Origin of the sequence: Streptosporangium sp. NPDC048047, from assembly GCF_040653115.1 — a bacterium.
GTDB lineage: Bacteria > Actinomycetota > Actinomycetes > Streptosporangiales > Streptosporangiaceae > Streptosporangium.
Genome location: NZ_JBEZNH010000064.1, coordinates 1 through 21,177, shown reverse-complemented (window position 1 = coordinate 21,177; position 21,177 = coordinate 1). Strand labels below are relative to the sequence as shown.

The window sequence follows — 21,177 nt, the reverse complement described above, 5'->3', positions numbered from 1 at the left end:
TTACGACGAACGTTAAGAAGGCCGTCGTCCGGTGTTAGGGACGAGGTCGCGTGAGCGCGGCGAGTTCGTCGAGGACCGGGCCGGAGCCCGCCACGGTCACCTCCGAGTCGAGCAGGTGCTCGGCGCCGCCGCGGTCGACGACCCGGCCGCCCGCCTCACGCACGAGCACGACGCCGGCGGCCGTGTCCCACGGGTTGTTGGAGAACATGACGAGGCCGTCCAGCCGGCCCTGCGCCACCCAGGCGAGGTCCACCGCGGCGGTGCCCAGCATCCGCACCCGCTGGGCGCGCGCCGCGAGCTCGGCGGTGGCCGCGAGGCGCTCCACGTTGCGTTCCGCCGCGTCCTCGCCGACCGCGTAGTCGCCCACGGCCACGACCGCGTCGGCGAGCCGCGACGGCCGGCTCACCCGCATGGGCCTGCCGCCGGCGTACGCGCCGGAACCCTGGACGGCGGTGTAGCGGTCGCCCAGCAGCGGCAGGTCGACCACGCCGAGCACCGGCCGCCTCCGGTACACCAGCCCGAGGGACACCGCGACCAGCGGCAGCCCGTGCACGAAGTTGACCGTCCCGTCGATCGGATCGAGCACCCAGGTCAGCTCGTCGCTGCCGGTGGAGCCCTCCTCCTCGCCGAGGAAGCCGATCGCGGGGGTCTCCTGGCGGAGCAGGTCGCGGACGGCGCGCTCCACCGCGAAGTCGACCTCCGAGGCCATGTCCCGGTCGCCCTTGGCGGTGAGCACGCCCGGCCGGCGCCCGCGGATCATGTCCGCGGCCAGCGCCACGGCCTTCTCCGCGATGGGCAGCAGCGACGCGAAGCCGCTCACCGGGTTTCCACGGCCGGAGCGGCCGGAGCGGCCAGGGCGGCCAGGGCGGTCAGCGTGGCCGGGGCGCTTTCCGGGGTCTTCGCGGCGGCACGGAGACCGGTGCCCGGCCGTGCGTGCGCCGCTCCGGGGAGCGGACCGTCGGCGGCGAGGCGGCCGACGGGGATGAGGACCTTCACGGGGGGATTCCCTTTCCATTGGTTTTCCGGCGTCTTCCGCCGTCCGGCGCCTTCGTGAGGGCGCGCCTTCGTCAGGGCATGCCTTCGTGGGGACGGCACCCTCGTGGGAGCGGGGCCGGACGGCCGGATCAGACGACTTCGTAGCGGATGCCGTTCTCCCGCATCTCCAGCAGCGCGTCCTCGGGGGCCCGCGAGTCGGTGAGCACCAGGTCGAAGTCGGACAGCGAGACGAGCCGGTGCAGAGCGACCCGGCCGAGCTTGCTGTGGTCGACCGCGAGCACCGACTTCCTGGCCGCGCGGATCATCGCCCGTTTCACCAGGACGATCTCCTGCTCCTGGTGGTAGACGTAGTTGTTCGACACCGCGGAGACCGACGCGAAGAACATGTCGACGTGCAGCGACTCGATCGCCTCGATGCACGGCACGCCGAGGAAGGAGTCGTGCGTCGGGTAGTACTCGCCGCCGAGGGCGATCAGCCGGATGCCGCGCATGCCGGTGACCAGCTTGATGGTCTCCAGGAAGTTGGTGACGACGGTCAGCGGGGCGGCGTCCTCCAGCAGGCGCGCGAGCTCCAGCGTGGTCGTCGAGTCGTCGAGCATGACGGCCATGCCCGGCTCGATGAGCTCGCGGGCGCGGCGGGCCAGGGCCGCCTTCTCCTCCCGGGCGGTGCGCAGCCGGTAGGTCACGTTGCTCTCGAAGACGCTGGAGGGCTGGGCGCTCACCCCACCGCGGAACTTGTGGACGACGCCCTGCCGTTCGAGCTCGTCGAGATCCCGGTGGATGGTCATGAGGCTGACGCCGAACAGCTCGGAAAGGTCGTTGGCCGAGACCGAGCCGTGCTGCAGCACGTGCTCGGCGATCTCGGCCTGCCGCTGGGCGGGCCGGTTGCGCTCGGAGGACTTGGGTGTCGTCATGAAGGTCATCCTTCGGAAGCCGGCACGCCGTACGCCAGCGGCGCGGCCGAATCGTCTCCGTGTGGGATCCGCGGCGTCGCCCCCGGGGCCCATGAGGCCCCCGGGACCACCGGCCTCCGCCGGTCCCCGGCCCGGGTGCCGGCATCGGCACCCGCCCCCACCTCTGCTGGATGGTCTGTGCGCATGAAGAGTCCGGCTCCCGGCTTGAGGAGAAGAGTCATGGATCGGTGTGAATTTAACACCGTTTGAGAGGAGCGGCCAAGCACCTCCTACCGCTCCACACTCACCGCATCCGCGATGACCAGGGAAGTCTCCATCAATTATCACTTTTCTCTTGATAAGAACACTCAAAGTGATGTTAACTACCGGTCCACAGAACATCATTGAATGGGAAGAAGGCGCCTACGGTGGAGATGGTGGTGGCGTCGATCTTCGCCGTGTTCACCGGCTTCAACGACGCCGGAACCCAGGTCGGGCTGGGCTCGCGGGTCCGCGGACTGCCGCCGCTCGCCGCGCTGGCACTGCTCGCGGCGGCCGTCGCCGCCTCACCCCTGATCGTCGGTACGGCCGTCGCCGCCACCCTCGACGGCGGGCTCGTCACCTACCCCGGCGGGGACGGGCGCACCGGGCTGCTCGTCGGGCTCGTGACCGCGGTCGCCGTCACCGCCGGGCTCGGCTGGCGCGGCCTGCCGACCAGCCTCACCCTCGCCCTCGTCGGCGGGATCGCCGGTGCCGGCACGGGAGGAGGCGGTGACGTCTCCTGGACCGTCGTCGCCTCCGTGCTCGCGGCCGCGGCGGCCGCCCCGCTGGCCGGGGCGCTCATCGCCGGTCCCGCCTGCCGCCTGGTGCGCTCCCTGCCGCACGTCGGCGTGGCGGGCACCCGGCTGCGGTGGCTGCACACCGCGGCCTTCGGCGCGGGCTGCCTCGCCTACGGCGCCAACGACGGCCAGAAGATCCTCGCCGTCTACCTCGCCGTCCACGGCGGCGCGTCCCCGGACGCGGCCGGTCTCGCGCCGGTGCTGCCGCTGCTCGCGGTGTGCTTCCTCGCCGGCGGACTCGCCGGGATCCCGCGGCTCGCGTCCGGGCTCGGCGGCACGCTCACCCCCGCCCGCACCGACGCGCTCGTCGCCACGGAGCTCACCGGCGCGGGCGTCGTACTCGGCACCGCGGCGCTCGGCGCGCCGGTGAGCATGACCCAGTCCCTCGCCGGAGCCCTCATCGGCACGGGCCTCGCCGGAGGCACGCGGCGCGTGCGATGGCGCGGCGTCCTGGCACTGGGCCGCGCCTGGCTGTTCACCCTCCCGCTCGCCTACGGGCTCGCCGCCCTCGGCGGCGCCGTACTCGGGGCGCTGCGGTGAGGCCCGGCCGGATGCGCCGCGTCCTGCGCGACCTGTCCGGTCGCACCGACCGGACGCTCGCCGACCTCGTGGTCGCCCAGTTGCAGGCCGCCGCCCGCGGGGTGGCGCTCGCCCGCGCCGCCGCTGGAGGCGAGCTGCGCCCGGGCGAGGCGCGCCGCCGCATGGTCCTCGTCGAGCACGAGGGCGACGCCGGGCGGGCCAGGCTCGTCACCCGGCTGCGCCGCAGCGTCACCTCCCCCGTCGACCGCGAGGACCTGTTCCGGCTGTCCCGCAGCGTCGACGACGTCCTCGACGCCCTGCGCGACTTCGTCCGGGAGGCCGACCTCTACGAGGCCCCGCCCGACCCGCTGCACGAGCCCGTGCTGGCGGCCCTCGCCGACGGCGTCGACCGGCTCACCGCCGCGGTGGAGCTCCTCGCCGACCGGCCGCGCGCCGCGGCCGACGCGGCGCTGCGCGCGAAGAAGGTCGGCGTCCGCCCCGCCTACCAGCGGGCCGTCGCGACCCTGCTCGTCCGGCCCGAGCCCGCCCGGCCCGCCCGGTCCGCCCGGTCCTCTCAGAGCACCGAGCCCGTCCAGGCCGAGCCCGTCCAGACCGCCCCGTCCCTCCAGCCCGCTCAAACCGTACAGACCGCCCAGCCCGTACAGACCGCCCTGATCTCCCTGCTCCTGCTCAACCGGCTCGACACCGCGGGGGCGCACCTCGCCGCCGCGGCCGACGCCCTCGCCGACGGAGTCGTCAAACGATTCCAGTGACGAAGTGACGAAAGGAATCACCCCCCATGCAGACCCGACGTGCCTTCCTGACCACCGGCGCCGCGGTGGGCGCCGCCCTCCTCGGAACCGGCGCCGCCGCGGCGGCCACCGCCACCGCCGCCACCGCGCCGCGTTCCGCCCCGGCCGCACTGCCGCCGAGCCCCCGCTTCGACTGCGCCGCGCCGGGGGAGAGGCTGCTCGGTCCCGTGCCCCTGCACGACGCGACCGTCATGCAGTCGTTCGCCTTCGACGACGTCAACGGACACCTCTACGTCGTGCAGCTCGTCCAGGGCGGCCGGCGGCTGCCCGGCGAGGCCGAACCGGTCAGCGGCTCCGCCCGCGCCCTGAACGGCGACCTGTGCCTCACCCGCCTGACCGCGCCGGCCGCGAGACCGGCCACATGTACCTGCTCGGCTTCGGGCACGGCGTGCAGATCGGCGTGGAACCCGTCGGGGGCGGCGCCTTCCTGTGGACCGAGACCGACGCGGTCAGCGACGACGGGGTCAGCGGCTGGGGCTCCCGGCTCTGCCGGTTCCGGTTCGCCGACGGGGCGGTGCTCACCCGGGACTCGCCCGAGCTCGCGCGGCACGTCCCCGTGCCAGGGGCGGACCGCACGACCTGCGGGACCGACCCCGTTCACCGCCGTCTCGTCGTACGGCACCGCCTCGACGGCACGTTCCGCTACGCGCTGTACGACCTGGCGGACGTCCGGCGCCACCGCTACGAACCGCTCGCCGTGGCCGCCCAGCCGGCCCTCGGCTTCTCCTTCCAGGGGTTCGCCACCTACGGCTCATACCTGTACCTGCTGGAGGGCACCTCCGGCGGCGCGCCGGGCAACACCCATCTGACGTGCGTCGACTGGCGGACCGGGAACGTCGTCGAGCGGCGGTTCGTCGCCGACGGCGCCGACGTCGACTTCCGCGAGCCGGAGGGCATGGCGATCCACGTCCCCGGCCCGGGAGACGTCCGGCTGTGCTTCGGTTTCGCCTCGGGCGTGACGGGCGGGCGCCTGGCCAACGTGTACGGCAAGCGCACGCTCGTCTGAGCCCCGGAGCCGTCCCCGGCCGTGCGCGGCCCCGCGCCGCGCACGGCCCTCAGGCCGCGCGCACGGCTCACGCCATGAACGCCTCACGCCATGCGCGCGGTCCTCACGCCACGCGTGCGGCCCTGCGTCGCAGCGAGGCGGCCACTCCCGCGGTGTCGATGACGCCGTACCCGTAGTCGAAGTCGAACCCGACGTCGCTGCGGTCGTCCGCGGTACGGCGGAGCAGGGTGCGCAGCTGCGCCGGGGCGAGCCGGGAGGCCGGCCACACCGTGCGCACGGCCGCGACCACCCCGGCGGCGACCGGGCAGGCGGCCGAGGTGCCGGAGTCGGGTTCGCGGTCGCCGAAGGCCCCGGAGCCGGAGAAGTGGGTGTAGGAGCAGATGTCGGGCTTGCGGGAGGCGAGCCGGCCGGGGCCCTGGGAGGAGTAGCCGACCCGCTCCCCGGCGGTGTCCACCCCACCGATGGACAGCACGCCCGGGTGGGAGTTGGCGCCCGTGATCGGCCGGTCCGGGTAGGCGCACCGGCTGTCGCGGCACTCGCGCCCGCAGTTGCCCGCGGCGAACAGCACGTCGGCCCCGGCCTGCTCCAGGCTGGAGACGATGAGGTTGAAGGGGTGGGCGGGATTGTCGGAGTAGTTGCCGGGGTGGCCGACGGGGAAGTCCCAGCGCGGCGAGAACGACCCCCAGCTGTTGGTGATCACCAGGGCCCGCGACTCGGCGGGCTGCGCGTCGAGGACGGTGCGCAGGTGGGCGAAGGCGGCCACCGCGTCCGACAGCATGCCGTCCAGGGCCGAGCCGCCCGGCCTGCGCGACAGCAGCACGGGCAGGTCGAGCAGGGTGGCGCGCGGCGCGGCGATCAGCGCGTCGAACGCGCACATCGAGCCGTGGTCGACGGGGAACTCTCCCGGCGTGCCGTCCACCCCGTCGGGGGTCCAGCTCCGCACGGCGTCCAGGGTGAGATCGCGGCCGAGGCGGCGGGTGACGTGGGCGGTGTTGACGCCGGTGTCCAGTACGGCGAGGGCGACGCCGGAGCCGTCCATTCCCTCGGCGCCCAGCCCGGCGACGTCCAGCAGCCGCTCCACGTCGTGCCAGTCGCCCACCGGGCCGTCGCCGCCGCAGGTGGGGTTGGGCTCGATGACCGGGTCGGCGAAGACCGCCACGACGTCGCGGTGCAGCGCGGGCAGCAGCGTCATGCGGGTGGACAGCTCGTCGTCGGAGATCTCGCCGCGGACCATCACGGTGGCGTCCTCGGCGGCGAGCGAGAAGGTCAGCGCCTGGTTCAGCGACAGCGGGTCGCCGCCGGTCGCCGGAACGGGGCGCGGGACGGCGACCGGGGTGAAGGAGTGGTCCAGCGCGACGCCGGGCAGGCCGTCGGCGACGTCGGCCGTGGTCGCGGTCGCGCCGGGGTCGGCCACGGCCGCGACGACGTCGGGGGAGGGGCGGAGCTGGATGAGGACGCGCATGACGCACCACCGGGGAGCCGAAGGGAATGGGCCATCCCACATTCCTCCATTTCCGCAGGGCGCGTCCAGCCTTTCATAACAACCCCGACCGGTATCTTCTCCCGTTTACACTGGCAAATCGCCGGAGCCGTATTCCTTTCGCGGGAGCACGGTGGTCACTAGGTTGTCCGGCATGACCACAGCGGCGGAGACCACGCCATCACCGCATTCCGACGCCTTTCCCCGGCACTGGCTCGCCACTCGGCCCAGGCTGGTCGCGGCCAGCGCGTTCATGCTTTTCCTGGAGCTGGCGCTGATCCGGTGGACCGGCTCGAATATTGTGCATTTGAGTTATTTCACGAATTTTGTCCTTCTGGGGTCCTTCCTCGGAATCGGGCTGGGTTTCCTGCGGGTGGGGCGCACGACCCGCCCGCCGTACTACTCGGCGATCGCGCTGGCCGTACTGGTGCTGGTGATCCTGCGGTTCCCGGTCACGGTGGACCGCGACACCGAGGGCGTCCTGTACTGGACCAGCCTCAGCACCACCGGCCCGCCCCCGTGGCTGATCCTGCCGCTGATCTTCGTCGCGGCCGCGGTCGTGCTGATGGGCCCGGCCGAGCTGGTCGGTCGCTGCTTCCCCGAGCTGGACCGGCTGGAGGCGTACCGCTACGACCTGGTCGGCAGCCTCACCGGCATCGCCCTGTTCACCGCGCTGTCGTTCCTCGGCGCCCCGCCGGTGGTGTGGGGGGTGATCGCCGCGGCCGCCTACGTCGCGCTGCTGTGGCCGCGCGGGCTCGGCGGCAGGGTCGCGGTGCTCGTGCCGTCGCTGGTCGTCGTCGGCGCGCTCGCCGTCGAGACGCTCACCGCCGGGGCGCTGTGGTCGCCGTACTACAAGGTGACCTACGACCGCTTCCAGTGGCAGGGCGTCCCCGTGATGGACATCCAGGTCAACGGCATCCCGCACCAGCAGGCAATCCCGGCGCGCGAGCGACTGTCGTGGGAGCGGCAGTACGCCCTGCCGTACGAGAGGTCGGCCGCCCACCGGCTCGACGACGTGCTGATCGTCGGCGCGGGCAGCGGCACCGACGTGGCGATCGCGCTGGCCAAGGGCGCGAAACACGTGGACGCCGTGGAGATCGACCCCAAGCTCCGCGAGCTCGGCGCGACCTACCACCCCGACCGGCCCTACGCCGACCCCCGGGTCACCACGGTCATCACCGACGGCCGCGCCCACCTGGAGCGCACCGGAAAGAAGTACGACCTGATCCTGTTCGCCCTGCCCGACTCGCTGACCCTGGTCTCCGGCGCCAGCTCGCTGCGGCTGGAGAGCTACCTGTTCACCCGGCAGGCCATGGAGGCCGCCAGGGACCATCTCAAGCCCGGCGGCACCTTCTCGATGTACAACTACTACCGCGAGGGCTGGCTGGTCGACCGGCTCGCCGCCACCGCGCAGGCCGCCTTCGGCCACAAGCCCTGCGTGGACGTGGTCAGCCAGGCGGGGCAGCAGGCCGTGATCACCGCCGGGCTCACCGCTGCCGACCAGTCCTGCGGCGCCCGGTGGGCGGGCGCCGCCGCCGGGACCCCGCCGCCGAGCGACGACGACCGGCCCTTCCTGTACCTCAAGGACCGCACGATCCCGCAGATCTACGTCGTCACCCTGCTCCTGATCCTGCTCGTGAGCCTGCTCGCCGTCCGGGCGGTCGCCGGGCCGTACCGCAGGATGCGCCCGTACGCCGACCTGTTCCTGCTGGGTGTGGCGTTCATGCTGCTGGAGACCAAGAGCGTCACCGGGTTCGCGCTGCTGTTCGGCACGACCTGGGTGGTCAACGCGGTGGTGTTCGCCGGGGTGCTGGTCGCGGTGCTCGCCGCCGTGGAGGTGACGCGCCGCTTCCGGGTCCCGCCGCTGCCCGTCATGTACGGCGTGCTCCTCGCCGGGCTGGTCCTGGCCTGGCTGGTGCCCGACTCCTGGCTGCTGGGACTGCCGCTGCCGCTGCGGGCGGTGACCGCCGTGGTCGTGGCGTTCCTGCCGATCTTCGCGGCCAACGTGGTCTTCGCCAAGCGGTTCGCCGGCTCGCACGACGGCACGACCGCCTTCGGCGCCAACCTGCTGGGCGCGATGGCCGGCGGCTGCCTCGAGTACCTGGCGCTGGTCGTCGGCTACCGGGGCCTGCTGATCGTGGCGGGACTGCTCTACCTCGGCGCCTTCGCGCTGCTGCCCCGACGGGCGGCGGCTTGAGGGGTGGGAAAGGCCGTGGCCCGGCCCCCGGGAGGGGACCGGGCCACGGGACGGGACCGGCGGGTTCCGCCGGGCGTCAGAGCCCGCAGGTCTCCGACAGGGACTGCGCCGAGGCGCTGCCGTTCCGGGTGGGGGTCTGGCTCGGCCTGGCACCCACCCCCGACCTGGTCGGCGTGGGCGTGGGTGTGGTGCCGCTCACTCCGGGCTCCGGGGTGGTCCCGCCCACCCCGGCCGAGGACGTCCCGTCGGCCGGAGAGGCGGTGGCGCCCGCGGCCTGGGCGCCGCGGGCGGGCCGGACCGACTGGCGCAGCGCCCGCGCGGTCGCGGTGCGGATCTTCGCCCAGTCGGGTGCGCCGCTGTAGAACTCCGGCGGCACGAACTGGAGACTGGTGATCTTCGCGCCCTTCACCTTCAGGGCCAGTTCGGTCAGCGGGTCGAGCAGCTCGCGGGGGATGTTCGTGGTGGCGAGCTTCTTGGCGGCCTGCGCGATCTTGATGAAGTTGGTCAGCACGACCTGCGGGGTGGCCTGCTGGGCGAAGGCGCCGATGACGCACCGCTGCCGGCTCATCCGGGAGAAGTCGTCGCTGTCCACCCGGGATCGGCCGTACCAGAGGGCCTCCTCGCCGGAGAGCGTCCGGTGACCCGCCTTGATCGTGCCGGCCGTGCCGAAGTGGCCGCCCCAGCGGATGTCGTGGTCCACCCGGATCTTCAGGCCGCCGATGGCGTCCACGAGGTGGGCGAAGCCGTACATGTTGATCAGGGCGTAGTAGTCGATCTTCAGGTTGAGCGTGTAGCCGATGGTCTCCATCAGGGCCTTGGGTCCGCGCTGCCCGTCCTTGCCGTGCACGAGGTCGGGATTTTCCTCGGCGTACTGCCAGATCTCGTTGAGCAGGCCGCCGTTGGGCAGCTCGGCCATGTAGCCGTTGGGGAACCGCTTGGCCAGCGGGGTGCCGGGCCGGAAGCGGACGTGCTGCAGGTTGCGCGGGAGGCTGAACAGCACCGTGTTGCCGCTCGCGACGTCGATGCTGGCCACGGTCATGCTGTCGGTCCGCACGCCGGTGCGGTTGCCCGCCGCGTCACCGCCGACGAGCAGGAAGTTCACCCGGGAGTGACCGGCCCAGGGATCCTCGGCCTTGATCGGCGCGGCCGTCGGGTTCGCCGTCTCCTGGCTCTGGAAGATGGCGTTGGCCGTGTCCTTGACGGCCAGCACGCTGCTCGCGGCGTACCCGAACGGCGCCATCACCGACACGCACAGCACCCCGGCCGCGACGCCCGAGATGATCTGGTCCCGGCCCTTCAGCCGGTTCGGGCCGAGGGTGATGTAGGAGAAGAGCACCAGCAGGAACCAGGCGAGCGCGCCCACCCCGGTCAGGGCCACCAGGCCCGCCAGCGTGCTGTCCCGGGTGAAGAAACCGACGTTTCCCGTCAGGGTGAGCCCGGTGACCAGCGCCGCCACCAGCAGCGCGGCGAAGAGGCCGAGCAGGATGTACCCGATGCGGCGGCGCCCGGAGCGCAGGTGCGCCGCGCCCGGGAGGATCGCCGACAGCGCGGTCCAGCCGACGATCGAGGCGGCCGTCAGCGGCCTGGCGAACCGCATCCGCTTTCCGGAGCCCGCCTTCCCGGGGGTCCGTTTCCCGGAGGTCCCGCCGGGAGCCTCGGGGGCGGCCGGTCCCGAGCCGGACGCGGGGGAGGGGCCTCCCGCCGAGGCCGTCGCCGCGGGCTGCCCGGCGGCCGGTCCGGCGGGGGCGGCCTGCGGCGGGGGCGTTCCGGCGACGAGCTTGTCCTGGGTGCCGGGCGGCTGCCCCGGGACGCCCGGCGCTCCGGAGCCTCCCGGTCCTCCCGGTCCGCCGTTCGGCGGGCCCGGCGGGACCGCTCCGCCCTGCGGGGCCGTGCTGTTCCGGACCTTCCGGAAGGCCCGGGTCTTCTCCGGATCGGCGGGGCCGTCCGGCGGCACGGCCGGAGTTCCGGGTGTGCCGGGCGCGCCGGCGCCCGGTGCTCCGTGCGCGGCCGATGCTCCGTGCGCGCCCGGCGCGCCGGAGGGATCGTGCGGGCCTGGGGATGTTCCGGGGGTTTCTGCGGGTGTTCCGGAGGTCGCGTCACGCTGCCGGGTGCGTCGTTGCCCGCCCTCGGCTGCGCCGTCCCCCGAGTCCTGCCCAAGGTGCATCGTCACACCGCTTCCTATGGTTCATCCCGGCCCGTCTGGCAAAACAGCCAAGATTCCCTGCTTACACGAAATTTGCCAGGATTCTAGCTCCCATACCGGTACATGACAGACACATGATCAAGTAGCGGTTAACGGAGGCTGAAGGCATGGCGACGGTCAGGACGTCGTGGACGCCGGAGCCAGCCAGGTGTTGCACTGGAAGGTCTTGTTCTTCTCGTAGCCCTGGCGGAACCAGCGGTTGTTGTTGGCGGGGGAGCCGTGGTCGCGGGGGGCGCCCGCCCAGTCGCCCACGCGGGAGTAGAAGTAGTAGAGGGTGTTGCGCCGGGCCGGGGTGACCGGATAGGTCGCCGAGACCGAGCGCATGAACATCGCGCCGAAGCAGGTGGCCTGCAGCTCGAACCTGCGGCTCAGGGCCAGCCTGCCGCTCCTGCTGCTGGAACGCAGACTCTGCTGCCACCAGGTGTTCGACAGGCCCGAGAGCTGCTGGACGTGGTGGCCGTACTCGTGGGCCATCATGCTGACGATCCCGCCGTGCCAGTTCGTGAGCTGGCCGTACCCCAGGGAACGGCCCGAGCCCCGCACCATGGCGGAGGTCGAGGCGTAGATCGTCTCGTTGCGGGGGCAGTAGTACGGCACGATGCTGCCGGCCGAGGGGAAGTCCCCGCACGCGCCGCGCCCCCTGGTGGAGGTCAGGGCGTAGCCCGGCCTCCGCCATTCGATGCCCTGCTGCCGCAGGATCTGCGACCAGCCCTTGTCCAGACACCGGGACGTCTTCATGATCACTGACTTGAGCTGGGCGTTGTCATAGAGGTTCGCCGACCCGGCGGGACAGGAGACCCGGGGCAGGCCCCCGGCGCGGTAGAGGGTGTTGTTCTTGAGGCTGGTGTTCAGCACCCTCCGGGGCTGGGCGTCCGTCGTGTCCGTCGTGTTCTCGGAGGTCTGGGAGTCGCCGGAGGTGTCGGCGGCGCCCGTGCTGCCCGTGGTGGGCTCGGGTGAGTCCGTCTCCGTGGGCGTCGGGTCGGCCGGCTCGCTCGTCCGCGCCTCGTACGGGGTGAAGGTGGGGAGGGCGACCGGCGAGATCGGGTCGGAGCGGTGGCCGCCGCGGATGACCGCGCCGACCACGATGAGCCCGACGAACGCGACCGCGATCGCCCCGAAGAGCCCGCCGATGACCGCGCCGGCGTTGGAACGGCGACGCGGCGGCTGCCACTGGGGGTAGGGCGAGGGGCCCTGGAGAGGGGCGGGCGGCGCGGGCGGCATGCCGTACGGCGGCGGCCCCTGCGGCTGTCCCTGGGGTGGTCCCTGCGGTGGAACCGGTTGCGGGAACGGCTGGGGGAACGACTGCGGGGCGGCCGGAGGGTACGACTGCGGAGCCGTCGGGAGGAACGACTGCGGCGGAGGCCCCTGGACCGGCCGGGGCGGGTACCCCGGCGCCGGAGGCGTCCGCGGAGGATTTCCCTGCGCCGGGTGTCCATGTGCCGGGTGTCCCTGCGGCGGCCGGCCCTGAGGAGGGTGGGTCGTACCCGGCCGGCCCGGCCCCGGGTGCTGCGGCGGCGGGAAGTGCCCCGGGGCGGTCGGCCGCGGGGGGAACGGCTGGGGCGGGTGCCCCTGCTGCGGCGGGGAAACGGGCGCATCCGGACCCCCGTACGGATGGCCGTAACCCCCGGGCCCGCCCTGCCCCGGCGGAGGCCCCGGAGGAGGCCCCGGAGGCGGTCCCTGCGGGGGAGGGCCCTGGGGCGGGTACCCCGGCGGCGGGGCCTGGGGCGGCCCCGGGGGAGGGGCGGAGGCCCAGGCCGGCGGCGGCGGGTGCGGATGTCCCTGTGGCTGAGGCGGCGGCGGAGGGAATTGCCCGTTGCCTGTCACGCTGTCTCCCCGTAAACCATCTGTCCCCTGTGACCCGTAGATCGGGATAATTCTGGAATTTGGGGCGTAAGCATACTGATTTATCATCCGTCACGGATGTAGCCGCAATCAATTACATTCCGGAATCATCCAAGGTGATCTCAGTGATGTACCGGACTGAGCGGGTTCGCGTGTCCTAGCTTCAAGGCATGAATCTGCAGCAGCTCCGCTACGTGGTCGCGACAGCGGAGCATCGCACCATGACCGACGCGGCCAAGTCGCTGTACATCGCGCAGCCCGCCCTGTCGCGGGCGATCAGGGATCTGGAACGAGAACTCGGAATGACGTTGTTCGCCCGCTCGGGGCGGGGCGTGGTCGTCACGGCGCAGGGCCGCCGGGTGGTCAAGCTCGCCCGGGAGGCACTCGACGCCGTCCGCGAGATCGAGGAGCTGTCCGCCCATGGCCAAACGTCCGACACCGAACTGCGCATCGCGTCCACCCCCAGCCTGGAGCCGGGGCTGGCCGGCCGCCTCCTGCCCGCCTACACCGCCGAGCATCCCGGGGTACGGGTGCACATCGTCCGCTGCGACGGGCGCGACGGCGTGGTCAACGCCGTCCGGGACCAGCGGGCCGACCTCGGCCTGACCGACCTGCCCGTCCCCGCCGACCTGGTCAGCCACCCGCTGGAGCGCCAGGAGATCGTGCTGATCTCCCCGCCCGGCGTCGAGCTGCCCGACCCGGTGCCGATGAACCGGCTCAACGGCATGCGGCTGGTCCTGCCGGTGCCCGGCAGCGCCCGGCGCAGGGAGTTCGACGCGCTCTTCGCCAAGTACGGCGTCGCCCCCGTGCCCGCCGTACAGCTCGACGAGCGCGGCAACTGGCTGAACACGGTCCGCTCAGGCGCGGCCTCGCTGCTGTGGTACCGGGGGATGGCCGACCAGGCCCTCCGGGCCGGGCTGCGGGTCCGCTCCCTCGATCCCTCGGTCCGCCGGGTGATCGCCCTCATCCACGCGCGACGGCGGCTGCCCGCCCTCGCCCAGGAGTTCCTGTCGGTGGCCGAAGGTGGGTCGGCCGCCTGACGAAGACCCCGGTGACCGGATGTGGGCCGGTCTCCTGACGAAGAGGTCTTCCGTACGACATCCCCCAGAGGCGGCGCAGGTGGGAGCGCCGGCCTCTCCGGCTCCGGGCGATAGGCTCGGCCCCGATGAACACCCTGCGCCTGCGCGGCCGTGAGTTCCGGCCCGGCGAATTCGCGATCATGGCGGTGGTCAACCGCACCCCCGACTCGTTCTTCGACAGGGGCAGAACGTACGGCTTCGCGGCGGCCCTGGACGCGGTGGACGCCGCCGTCGCCGGCGGCGCCGACATCGTGGACATCGGCGGGGTCAAGGCGGGTCCCGGGGACGAGGTGGACCCGGCCGAGGAGATCCGCCGGGTGGCCGGCCTGGTCGCCGCGGTCCGCGAGCGCCACCCCGATCTGATCATCAGCGTCGACACCTGGCGCGCCGAGGTCGGCGCGGTCGTCGCACGCGCGGGCGCCGACCTGCTCAACGACACCTGGGGCGGGGTGGACCCCGATCTCGCCGGCGTCGCCGCCGAACACGGCATCGGGCTGGTCTGCGCCCACGCCGGGCGCGCCGTCCCCCGTACCCGCCCGCACCGCGTCGCCTACGACGACGTGGTCGCCGACGTCATCGGCTACACCGTCGGCCTCGCCGAGCGCGCGGTCGCCGCCGGGGTCGCCAGGGAGTCGATCCTCATCGACCCGGCCCACGACTTCGGCAAGAACACCTGGCACTCCCTGGAGGTCGGCCGCCGCCTGCACGAGATGGTCGCCACCGGCTGGCCGGTGCTGGTCGCCGTCTCCAACAAGGACTTCGTCGGCGAGACCCTCGGCGGCCTGCCGGTCGAGCGGCGCCACGCCGGAACCCTCGCCACCCTCGCCGTCTCCGCCTGGCAGGGCGCGCGGGTGTTCCGGGTCCACGACGCGGCCTCCGCCCGCGCCGCCCTGTCCGCCGTCACCGCCCTGCGGGAACGGACCGGCGCCTGAGACCCACGCCGTACGGCGGGGCGCTCCGGTTTCCGCTCACGGGGAGCGTTTCCCGCTCGCCGAGGCGCGTCGGAGGGCGCGTTCGAGAGGGCGCCGGGACGTCTCGGTGAGCGTGTGCCATGTCACTTTGACGATTGTCGACCGGTCGTCTACGTTAATAGACGACCGGTCGGCTAGCGATCGGCCGGACACTCCTCAAGCGTCAAGAAGGACAGTCATGAGCAATCATGGGCAGAAGGTCGCGATCATCACCGGCGCCTCCCAGGGCATCGGGGCGGGTCTCGTCGAGGCCTACCGCAAGCTGGGCCACGCCGTCATCGCCGTCTCCCGCACCATCGCCCCCTCGGCCGACCCGGGCGTCATCGCCGTCCAGGGCGACGTCGCCGACCGCGCCACCGCCGAACGGGCGGTGGCCGCGGCCGTGGAGCGGTTCGGCCGTCTGGACACCCTGGTCAACAACGCGGGCATCTTCGTCGCCAAGCCGTTCACCGACTACACCCTCGACGACTACGCGGCCGTACGGGCGGTGAACCTCGACGGCTTCTTCCACATCACCCAGCTCGCCATCGCGCGCATGCTCATCCAGGGCGGCGGTCATGTCGTCAGCATCACCACCAGCCTCGTCGACAACGCCGACTCCCGGGTCCCCTCCGTGCTGGCCTCGCTGACCAAGGGCGGACTGCAGTCGGCCACCAAGTCCCTCGCCATCGAGTACGCCACGCGCGGCATCCGCGTCAACGCCGTCTCGCCGGGCACCATCAAGACGCCCATGCACCCGGAGGAGACCCACGAGTTCCTCTCGGCGCTGCACCCGGTAGGCCGGATGGGCGAGATCAGGGACGTCGCGGACGCGGTCGTCTTCCTGGAGAACGCCCCCTTCGTCACCGGCGAGATCCTGCACGTCGACGGCGGCATGAGCGCCGGCCGCTGACCGGGGTCCCACCGCATGAGTTCCGTTTCATCGACGGAGGAAGATCGATGACCGACGACAAGCATCCGGAAACCGTTCTCCGCGACGTCCTCGACCGCTGGAAGGCGGGGGTCGACGCCCACGAACCGCAGCGGGTCGCGGCCCTGTTCACCGAGGACGCGATCTTCCAGGGGCTGCGCCCCTACAGCGTCGGACGGCAGGGCGTGGCCGCCTACTACGACTCCCAGCCGCCCGACCTGAAAGCCGACTACCGCATCCTGGAGACGAGGGCGCTCGCCGACGACCTCGTTCTCGGCTACCTGGCCGTCGACTTCGCCTTCGCGGAGCGTCCTGCCCTTCACGTCCACCTCGCCGTCGTGGTGCGGCGGATCGCGCAGGACTGGCTCATCGCCCACTACCAGGTTTCCCGCCTCGACTGAGAACCCGGCTGGGAGCCCGGCCGAGAACCCGGCTGGGAAATCGGCCGGGAAAGGGCCGGGCGCCGGCGTGGGGGCGGTGCACGGAGAAGGCGGGCGGGGACCTTGCTCCCGAGCCCGCCGGCCGGTCGCGCGAGTCCCGTCGCGCCGGCATCTCGTCACAAGCGCAGGAGGCGCACTCATGGACATGAAACTCGAAGTGGTCGTGGTACCGGTCGCGGACGTCGACCGGGCCAAGGACTTCTACACGGGGCTGGGATGGCGGCTGGACGCCGATGTCGCCACCGGCGAGGACTTCCGGGTGGTGCAGGTCACCCCGCCCGGCTCGCCCGCCTCGGTCATCTTCGGCACCTCGGTCACCTCCCAGGCGCCGGGCTCGGCCCAGGGGCTGCATCTGATCGTCGACGACATCACCGCCGCCCACGAGGAGCTCGAACGCCTCGGCGCCGGGCCGAGCGAGGTCTTCCACGACGCCGGCGGCGTCTTCCACCACGCCGGGACCGACGCCCGGCTGCCCGGCCCGGACCCGCGGCGCGGCAGCTATGGCTCGTTCCTGTCCTTCAGCGACCCCGACGGCAACGGCTGGGTGCTACAGGAGGTCACCACCCGGCTGCCCGGACGGCAGGACCCCTCCGTCGCCGCGTTCGCCTCGGCTTCCGACCTCGCGGCCGCGCTGCGCCGCGCCGCGGCCGCCCACGGCGAACACGAGGCCCGCACCGGCGCCGAGGATCCCGGCTGGCCGGACTGGTACGCCGCCCACATGGTGGCCGAACAGGCCGGAACCGAGCCGCCGTCATGACCGGGCCCGCCGGCCGGGCCGTCCCCGGCCGGTGATGGTCCGGGCCCGTCGGGCGCCCCGCGTCGTGGCGCGCGCGAACAAAGGTGGCGCGGCGGCGACGCCCCCGGAGGGGACGCCGGGATCGAATGGCCGCCATCACGTCCGCGTGGTGGCGGCCGTTCAGTAGTCGACCGGTCTAGTAAAAATGGATGGGCGGCCGTAGAATGTACGTATGGGACGAACCAGTGACGCCAGGGAGAGGATTCTCGCCGCCGCGCAGACACTCATCGAGCTGCACGGCTACTCCGCGCTCGGCGTGGCCGAGATCTGCAAGGCGGCGGGCGTGCCGAAGGGCAGCTTCTACTACTTCTTCGACTCCAAGGAGCAGCTCGCCCTGGCCGTGATCGACGAGCACTGGGCCGTCCAGCGCGGCGACTGGGACCGCATCCTGTGCGGCGACGACCCGCCCCTCCAGCGGCTGCGGCGTCTGTTCGAGGCCACCGAAGCCGGGCAGCGCGCCGGGCAGCGAAGCTGCGGCACCGTTTCGGGCTGCCTGTTCGGGAACCTCGCACTGGAGATGAGCAACCAGGCGGAAGTCCTCCGCGGACGACTGCAGGAGATCTTCGAGGCGCAGGTCGGCATGGTCGAGAAGGTCATCGCCGAGGCGCAGGAGCGCGGAGAGGCCACCGTCGCGGACCCCCTTGACGCCGCCAGGTCCGTCGTCGCCCAGCTCGAAGGCCAGGTGCTCTTCGCCAAGCTCTACAACGACACGCGACGCCTCGACGCTCTGTGGACGAACTGCCTGTCCCTCCTCGGCGCCACCGCCGCCGGTGGTCCCGGTCTTCAGACCGGAGCGGCCGGCGAGTAGAGGGCCGGCAGGAACCGCACGGGAACCGCCTCGCGCCGGTCGGTGGGTCCGCGCCGTCCGTACCGTCCTCAGCGCGTGGCCCGGTCCGCCGTCTCCCGGGTGATGTCGGCGTAGAGGCGGAAGAGGGCCGGGCGGGCCTCGCCCCGGGCGCGTTCGTGCAGGGCCGCCCAGCACCGGGCGACGAGCTCCCTGGCCCGGGCGCCGGGCCAGGGGCGGGGCAGGAGCTGAGGCGGCAGCAGCGGGTCGGGTTCCATTTCCTGGACGGTCAACGACGGTTCCTCGAGGACCTCGGCCGGGGCGGCCACGCCACTCCATGACGCTCCCGCAAGGCCCGGCCCGCGTGGCGCGTGTTCACGCGCCCCGCCGTCCGCCACCGCCCGCACGTTCGCCCGGCCGCCGGGGCTCGCGTGGCCGCGCCGTACGGCGGGCCGGCCCGTCAGGAGTCCGTCACGAGTAGAGGACCGACAGGAACCGCACGAGCACCGCCTCGCGCCGGTCGGCGGGCAGGGCGTCCAGCACGGCGTTGACCACGGCCATCTCCGGCTGCCCCGACCCGCCGCGGAGGTCCGCCCCGACGGCGGCGGCGAGCTCGGCGAAGGCCGCGTCGTCCAGCGCGTCCAGGTCGAGCCCGGCGACCAGCTCCACCAGGCCCTCCGGCAGCTCGACGGGCCCGCGCCGCCGCGCCGCCGCCGCGCACTCGGCGATCACCTCCAGCATCGCGTCCACCCCGCGCAGGGTCACCCCCGTCACCGTGATGTGCAGGTTGGCCGGGATGCCCGCGTAGGACAGCTGCGGCTGCAGGAACCAGCCGCGCCTCCTCGCCTCGTCGGCCATCACGAACACGTCCGGGCCGTCCGGGTCCTCGGGGCCGAAGGCGACCAGGGCCGAGTCCGGGTCGCCGAGCACCCGCAGGCCGTCGATCGCCGCGACGCCCTCGCGCAGCCTGCGGGCCGCCGCCAGCGTCGCCCGGCCCAGCTCCAGGTAGCCGTCGCGGCCGAGGGCCTGCATGGTCGCCCAGGCCCCGCCCAGCGGACCCGCTGACTTCGAGCTCTGCACGGTCGCGTTGATGATCGTGTAACCGGGCCAGGACGCCGACGCGAAGTACGCCGCGCGCCGCAGCGCCGGGTCGGCGAACAGCACCACCGAGGCGCCCTTGGGGGCGTAACCGAACTTGTGCAGGTCGCAGGAGAGTGAGGTGACCCCCGGCACCGACATGTCGAACGGCGGGACGTGCGCCCCGGCCTCGCGCAGCCACGGCAGCAGCCATCCGCCGACGCAGGCGTCCACGTGGCAGAGCACGCCGCGCGCGGCGGCCGTCGCGGCGATCTCGGCGACCGGGTCCACCACGCCCTGCGGGTAGGAAGGCGCCGAGGCGACCACCAGCACCGTGTCGGGGGTGATCGCCGCCTCCACCGCCGCCGGGGACGCCCGGAACGTCACCGGGTCCACCGGCACGGCGTCCACCGCCACCCCGAGGTAGTGCGCGGCCTTGTGGAACGCCGGGTGCGCGGTGACCGGCACCGCCATCCGGGGCCGGCCCGCGACCGGCCGGGAGTCGCGGGCCGCCTTGACCGCCAGCATGATCGATTCGGTGCCGCCGCTGGTGAAGACGCCGTGACCGCCGCCGAGCAGGCCGGCGACCGCGCCGACCACCTGCCGCTCCATCTCCACCACGCTCGGGAACGCCGTCGGGTCGAGGGTGTTGACCTCCAGCATCTCGAAGTAGGCGCGGGCCGCGGCCTCGTGCACCTCCGGCCGGCCGGTGTCGTAGACGTAGGCGGTCACCCGGCCCCCGCGCACCGGCAGGTCGCCCTCCCTGAGCCGGCCGATCTCGGCGAGCACGTCCTCGATGTCACGGCCTTTTTCCGGCAGGCTCACGCGGGTCTCCTTCGGGGCGGCGCGGGGGGCAGAGGATGGGTACGGCGCGCACCCCCGACTCTACGGTCCGGGTCACCACGGGGAGGAGCCCCGGAACACCCCGGGGCATCCGCCGGGAGAGGACCAGGAGCGGCACGGGGTGTGGCGGAGAGGCGCCCGGGAGCCGGTCGGGCCCGGGCCGCCCGATCGCGGCGGGGTTCTTCCCGGTCCCGCGTACGGCGGGTCAGGCGGGAGCGGGTGCCGGCCGGCCGGGCCCCGCCAGGCCGGCGAGCACGACGTCGACGGCGCGGTCCAGGGTGTCGGGCGGGGTCCGCGTCGTCGCCGATGCCTGGGCCAGGCCACGGATGAGCAGATAGACCTCCTCGACCGTGACCGAGGGCCGCACGGCCCCGGCGTCCTGCCCCCGGCGCAGGATCTCGCCGACCACGGACTTCAACCGGTCCGACGCGGCGACGGCGCCGGCGGGGAACTCGTCGCGGTCGGCCACCAGGGAGACGAGGGTGAGTTTGGTGGCACCAGTCTTGATCATCGTCCGTATGAGGTCGCGCCATGCCACGGCCGGGTCGGCGTCGGCGATGAGCGCGTGGGCCTGGCCGGTGAGCAGCTCGAAATGCCGCAGCAGCGCCGCCTCGACCAGCTCCTCCTTGGTCGGGAAGTGGCGGAAGACCGTGGCGATGCTGACGGCGGCCCGCCGGGCCACCTCCTCGGTCGATCCGGCGGCGCCGTGTTCCCCGAACACCGCCTCCGCCGCGGCCAGGATCCGTTCCCGGTTCTCCCGCGCGTCCTGCCGCATCCGGCCTCCTCGTGATCGTTGATCTCATCTCGGGGCTTTAATCGTAGTCTGGACTACGGTACGTTTTCCGAAGTCCAGACTACGGTTACCTTCGGAGGATCCCATGCCGCAGCCGTACACACCAACAGAGGTCGTCCAGGCCGTCGCCGCGGGAGTCAGCCGCCTGATCGCCGGCGGGCTCACCGAGCACGAGCGGGAGATCGAGCTCGACCATCTGGCCGGCCTGTACGCCGAGCGGACCGACGTCCGGCACCCGTTCGCGCCGCTGGGCGACACGCCGCTGCGCACCCGCGCCGAACTGCGCCGGCACTTCGCCGAGGCGCCGGCCCGGGCACGGCGGCCCGACCGGTTCGAGCCCGTGGGCCATGTCCACGAGACGGCCGACCCCGAGGTGGTCGTCTTCGAGTTCAGCTACGTCGGCTCGATGGCCGGTCGTCTTTTCGAGCTGCCATGCGTCTTCGTGTCACGGGTGCGCGACGGCGTCATCGTCGAGTCCCGCGACTACGGTGACCATCGGGGCCTGGCCCGGGTCTTCGGCGGGCTCGACGATCTGGTCACCGCGCTGGCCGCGGACTCCCGTCCCGAGTGAGCCTTCCGGCTCACAAGCGCTTTTCTCGCACAGGCGATCAAGCTCGACGAATTCCGTCATGAAAGTCCGCGGCTAGTGGCGTGTCACTGAACCTTGCTGGGCTATTTGATCTCGGCGGGTGAGCAG

At 72.9% G+C, this 21,177-nt stretch carries 20 protein-coding genes; 11 read left to right on the top strand and 9 right to left on the bottom strand.

From position 1 onward, the window contains the following. Window positions 1-34: 34 nt before the first annotated feature. The 3 genes from AB0D67_RS33780 to AB0D67_RS33770 form a co-directional block, all read right to left on the bottom strand. Window positions 35-820, bottom strand: coding sequence for an inositol monophosphatase family protein (locus AB0D67_RS33780; RefSeq protein WP_362945015.1), 786 nt, complete (start codon window positions 818-820; stop codon window positions 35-37). Beyond that, window positions 817-996, bottom strand: a complete 180-nt coding sequence (locus AB0D67_RS33775) for a hypothetical protein (RefSeq protein WP_362945013.1) — start codon at window positions 994-996, stop codon at window positions 817-819. Before AB0D67_RS33775 ends, AB0D67_RS33780 begins: the two co-directional genes overlap by 4 nt. A gap of 128 nt (window positions 997-1,124) precedes the next feature. Next, window positions 1,125-1,910, bottom strand: coding sequence for a DeoR/GlpR family DNA-binding transcription regulator (locus tag AB0D67_RS33770; RefSeq protein WP_362945011.1), 786 nt, complete (start codon window positions 1,908-1,910; stop codon window positions 1,125-1,127). 413 nt (window positions 1,911-2,323) lie between these two features. On the opposite strand from AB0D67_RS33770, the gene AB0D67_RS33765 reads away from it, so the two are divergent. From AB0D67_RS33765 to AB0D67_RS33755, 3 genes are all read left to right on the top strand, one after another. Beyond that, window positions 2,324-3,268 (top strand): inorganic phosphate transporter, encoded by a 945-nt coding sequence (locus tag AB0D67_RS33765; RefSeq protein ID WP_362945069.1) that lies wholly within the window; start codon window positions 2,324-2,326, stop codon window positions 3,266-3,268. An 11-nt stretch (window positions 3,269-3,279) separates the two neighbouring features. Beyond that, on the top strand, window positions 3,280-4,020 hold the full coding sequence (locus tag AB0D67_RS33760) for a DUF47 family protein (protein WP_362945009.1): 741 nt from the start codon (window positions 3,280-3,282) through the stop codon (window positions 4,018-4,020). Between the two features lie 358 nt (window positions 4,021-4,378). Continuing rightward, window positions 4,379-5,065 (top strand): hypothetical protein, encoded by a 687-nt coding sequence (locus AB0D67_RS33755; protein ID WP_362945007.1) that lies wholly within the window; start codon window positions 4,379-4,381, stop codon window positions 5,063-5,065. A gap of 103 nt (window positions 5,066-5,168) precedes the next feature. Here AB0D67_RS33755 and AB0D67_RS33750 read toward each other — a convergent pair whose 3' ends face one another. Then, window positions 5,169-6,527, bottom strand: a complete 1,359-nt coding sequence (locus tag AB0D67_RS33750; RefSeq protein WP_362945005.1) for a S8 family serine peptidase — start codon at window positions 6,525-6,527, stop codon at window positions 5,169-5,171. Window positions 6,528-6,699: 172 nt separating this feature from the next. Between AB0D67_RS33750 and AB0D67_RS33745 the strand changes: the two genes are divergently transcribed. Further along, on the top strand, window positions 6,700-8,742 hold the full coding sequence (locus AB0D67_RS33745) for a spermidine synthase (RefSeq protein WP_362945003.1): 2,043 nt from the start codon (window positions 6,700-6,702) through the stop codon (window positions 8,740-8,742). Window positions 8,743-8,818: 76 nt separating this feature from the next. On the opposite strand, the gene AB0D67_RS33740 is transcribed toward AB0D67_RS33745, so the two are convergent. Then, window positions 8,819-10,339: an LCP family protein gene (locus AB0D67_RS33740; protein ID WP_362945001.1), complete on the bottom strand. Its 1,521-nt coding sequence runs from the start codon at window positions 10,337-10,339 to the stop codon at window positions 8,819-8,821. Window positions 10,340-11,062: 723 nt separating this feature from the next. Next, on the bottom strand, window positions 11,063-12,166 hold the full coding sequence (locus AB0D67_RS33735; protein WP_362944999.1) for a neutral zinc metallopeptidase: 1,104 nt from the start codon (window positions 12,164-12,166) through the stop codon (window positions 11,063-11,065). A 791-nt stretch (window positions 12,167-12,957) separates the two neighbouring features. Between AB0D67_RS33735 and AB0D67_RS33730 the strand changes: the two genes are divergently transcribed. The 6 genes from AB0D67_RS33730 to AB0D67_RS33705 all read left to right on the top strand — a co-directional run bounded on the left by AB0D67_RS33730 (window position 12,958) and on the right by AB0D67_RS33705 (window position 17,791). Next, window positions 12,958-13,827 carry a LysR family transcriptional regulator gene (locus AB0D67_RS33730; RefSeq protein ID WP_362944997.1) on the top strand — a complete coding sequence of 290 codons (870 nt, stop codon included), beginning with the start codon at window positions 12,958-12,960 and terminating at the stop codon, window positions 13,825-13,827. A 125-nt stretch (window positions 13,828-13,952) separates the two neighbouring features. After that, window positions 13,953-14,798, top strand: coding sequence for a dihydropteroate synthase (folP, locus tag AB0D67_RS33725; protein ID WP_362944995.1), 846 nt, complete (start codon window positions 13,953-13,955; stop codon window positions 14,796-14,798). 217 nt (window positions 14,799-15,015) lie between these two features. After that, the gene (locus AB0D67_RS33720; RefSeq protein ID WP_362944993.1) at window positions 15,016-15,729 is read left to right on the top strand and encodes an SDR family oxidoreductase; all 714 of its coding nucleotides are present in this window, start codon (window positions 15,016-15,018) and stop codon (window positions 15,727-15,729) included. Window positions 15,730-15,776: 47 nt separating this feature from the next. Beyond that, window positions 15,777-16,148 carry an SgcJ/EcaC family oxidoreductase gene (locus AB0D67_RS33715; RefSeq protein WP_362944991.1) on the top strand — a complete coding sequence of 124 codons (372 nt, stop codon included), beginning with the start codon at window positions 15,777-15,779 and terminating at the stop codon, window positions 16,146-16,148. Between the two features lie 178 nt (window positions 16,149-16,326). Next, complete coding sequence (locus AB0D67_RS33710) at window positions 16,327-16,944, top strand: VOC family protein (protein ID WP_362944989.1); 618 nt, start codon at window positions 16,327-16,329, stop codon at window positions 16,942-16,944. Window positions 16,945-17,155: 211 nt separating this feature from the next. Further along, window positions 17,156-17,791, top strand: a complete 636-nt coding sequence (locus tag AB0D67_RS33705; RefSeq protein ID WP_362944987.1) for a TetR/AcrR family transcriptional regulator — start codon at window positions 17,156-17,158, stop codon at window positions 17,789-17,791. 68 nt (window positions 17,792-17,859) lie between these two features. Here the strand turns inward: AB0D67_RS33705 and AB0D67_RS33700 are convergent, their stop codons facing one another. The 3 genes from AB0D67_RS33700 to AB0D67_RS33690 all read right to left on the bottom strand — a co-directional run bounded on the left by AB0D67_RS33700 (window position 17,860) and on the right by AB0D67_RS33690 (window position 20,462). Beyond that, complete coding sequence (locus tag AB0D67_RS33700) at window positions 17,860-18,060, bottom strand: PaaX family transcriptional regulator C-terminal domain-containing protein (RefSeq protein WP_362944985.1); 201 nt, start codon at window positions 18,058-18,060, stop codon at window positions 17,860-17,862. A gap of 178 nt (window positions 18,061-18,238) precedes the next feature. Then, window positions 18,239-19,669, bottom strand: a complete 1,431-nt coding sequence (locus AB0D67_RS33695) for an aspartate aminotransferase family protein (RefSeq protein ID WP_362944983.1) — start codon at window positions 19,667-19,669, stop codon at window positions 18,239-18,241. A 223-nt stretch (window positions 19,670-19,892) separates the two neighbouring features. Continuing rightward, window positions 19,893-20,462: a TetR family transcriptional regulator gene (locus AB0D67_RS33690; protein WP_362944981.1), complete on the bottom strand. Its 570-nt coding sequence runs from the start codon at window positions 20,460-20,462 to the stop codon at window positions 19,893-19,895. 103 nt (window positions 20,463-20,565) lie between these two features. Here AB0D67_RS33690 and AB0D67_RS33685 point away from each other — a divergent pair, with 103 nt between their 5' ends. After that, the gene (locus AB0D67_RS33685; RefSeq protein ID WP_362944979.1) at window positions 20,566-21,051 is read left to right on the top strand and encodes a nuclear transport factor 2 family protein; all 486 of its coding nucleotides are present in this window, start codon (window positions 20,566-20,568) and stop codon (window positions 21,049-21,051) included. The last annotated feature ends 126 nt before the right edge of the window (window positions 21,052-21,177 follow it).

What these genes read in the sequence shown, in the direction of transcription:
- AB0D67_RS33770 (WP_362945011.1), bottom strand. Translation starts at nt 1,910, where the DNA reads ATGACGACACCCAAGTCCTCCGAGCGCAACCGGCCCGCCCAGCGGCAG.
- AB0D67_RS33765 (WP_362945069.1), top strand. Translation starts at nt 2,324, where the DNA reads ATGGTGGTGGCGTCGATCTTCGCCGTGTTCACCGGCTTCAACGACGCC.
- AB0D67_RS33760 (WP_362945009.1), top strand. Translation starts at nt 3,280, where the DNA reads ATGCGCCGCGTCCTGCGCGACCTGTCCGGTCGCACCGACCGGACGCTC.
- AB0D67_RS33750 (WP_362945005.1), bottom strand. Translation starts at nt 6,527, where the DNA reads ATGCGCGTCCTCATCCAGCTCCGCCCCTCCCCCGACGTCGTCGCGGCC.
- AB0D67_RS33745 (WP_362945003.1), top strand. Translation starts at nt 6,700, where the DNA reads ATGACCACAGCGGCGGAGACCACGCCATCACCGCATTCCGACGCCTTT.
- AB0D67_RS33740 (WP_362945001.1), bottom strand. Translation starts at nt 10,339, where the DNA reads ATGCGGTTCGCCAGGCCGCTGACGGCCGCCTCGATCGTCGGCTGGACC.
- AB0D67_RS33735 (WP_362944999.1), bottom strand. Translation starts at nt 12,166, where the DNA reads ATGCCGCCCGCGCCGCCCGCCCCTCTCCAGGGCCCCTCGCCCTACCCC.
- AB0D67_RS33730 (WP_362944997.1), top strand. Translation starts at nt 12,958, where the DNA reads ATGAATCTGCAGCAGCTCCGCTACGTGGTCGCGACAGCGGAGCATCGC.
- folP (WP_362944995.1), top strand. Translation starts at nt 13,953, where the DNA reads ATGAACACCCTGCGCCTGCGCGGCCGTGAGTTCCGGCCCGGCGAATTC.
- AB0D67_RS33720 (WP_362944993.1), top strand. Translation starts at nt 15,016, where the DNA reads ATGAGCAATCATGGGCAGAAGGTCGCGATCATCACCGGCGCCTCCCAG.
- AB0D67_RS33715 (WP_362944991.1), top strand. Translation starts at nt 15,777, where the DNA reads ATGACCGACGACAAGCATCCGGAAACCGTTCTCCGCGACGTCCTCGAC.
- AB0D67_RS33710 (WP_362944989.1), top strand. Translation starts at nt 16,327, where the DNA reads ATGGACATGAAACTCGAAGTGGTCGTGGTACCGGTCGCGGACGTCGAC.
- AB0D67_RS33705 (WP_362944987.1), top strand. Translation starts at nt 17,156, where the DNA reads ATGGGACGAACCAGTGACGCCAGGGAGAGGATTCTCGCCGCCGCGCAG.
- AB0D67_RS33690 (WP_362944981.1), bottom strand. Translation starts at nt 20,462, where the DNA reads ATGCGGCAGGACGCGCGGGAGAACCGGGAACGGATCCTGGCCGCGGCG.
- AB0D67_RS33685 (WP_362944979.1), top strand. Translation starts at nt 20,566, where the DNA reads ATGCCGCAGCCGTACACACCAACAGAGGTCGTCCAGGCCGTCGCCGCG.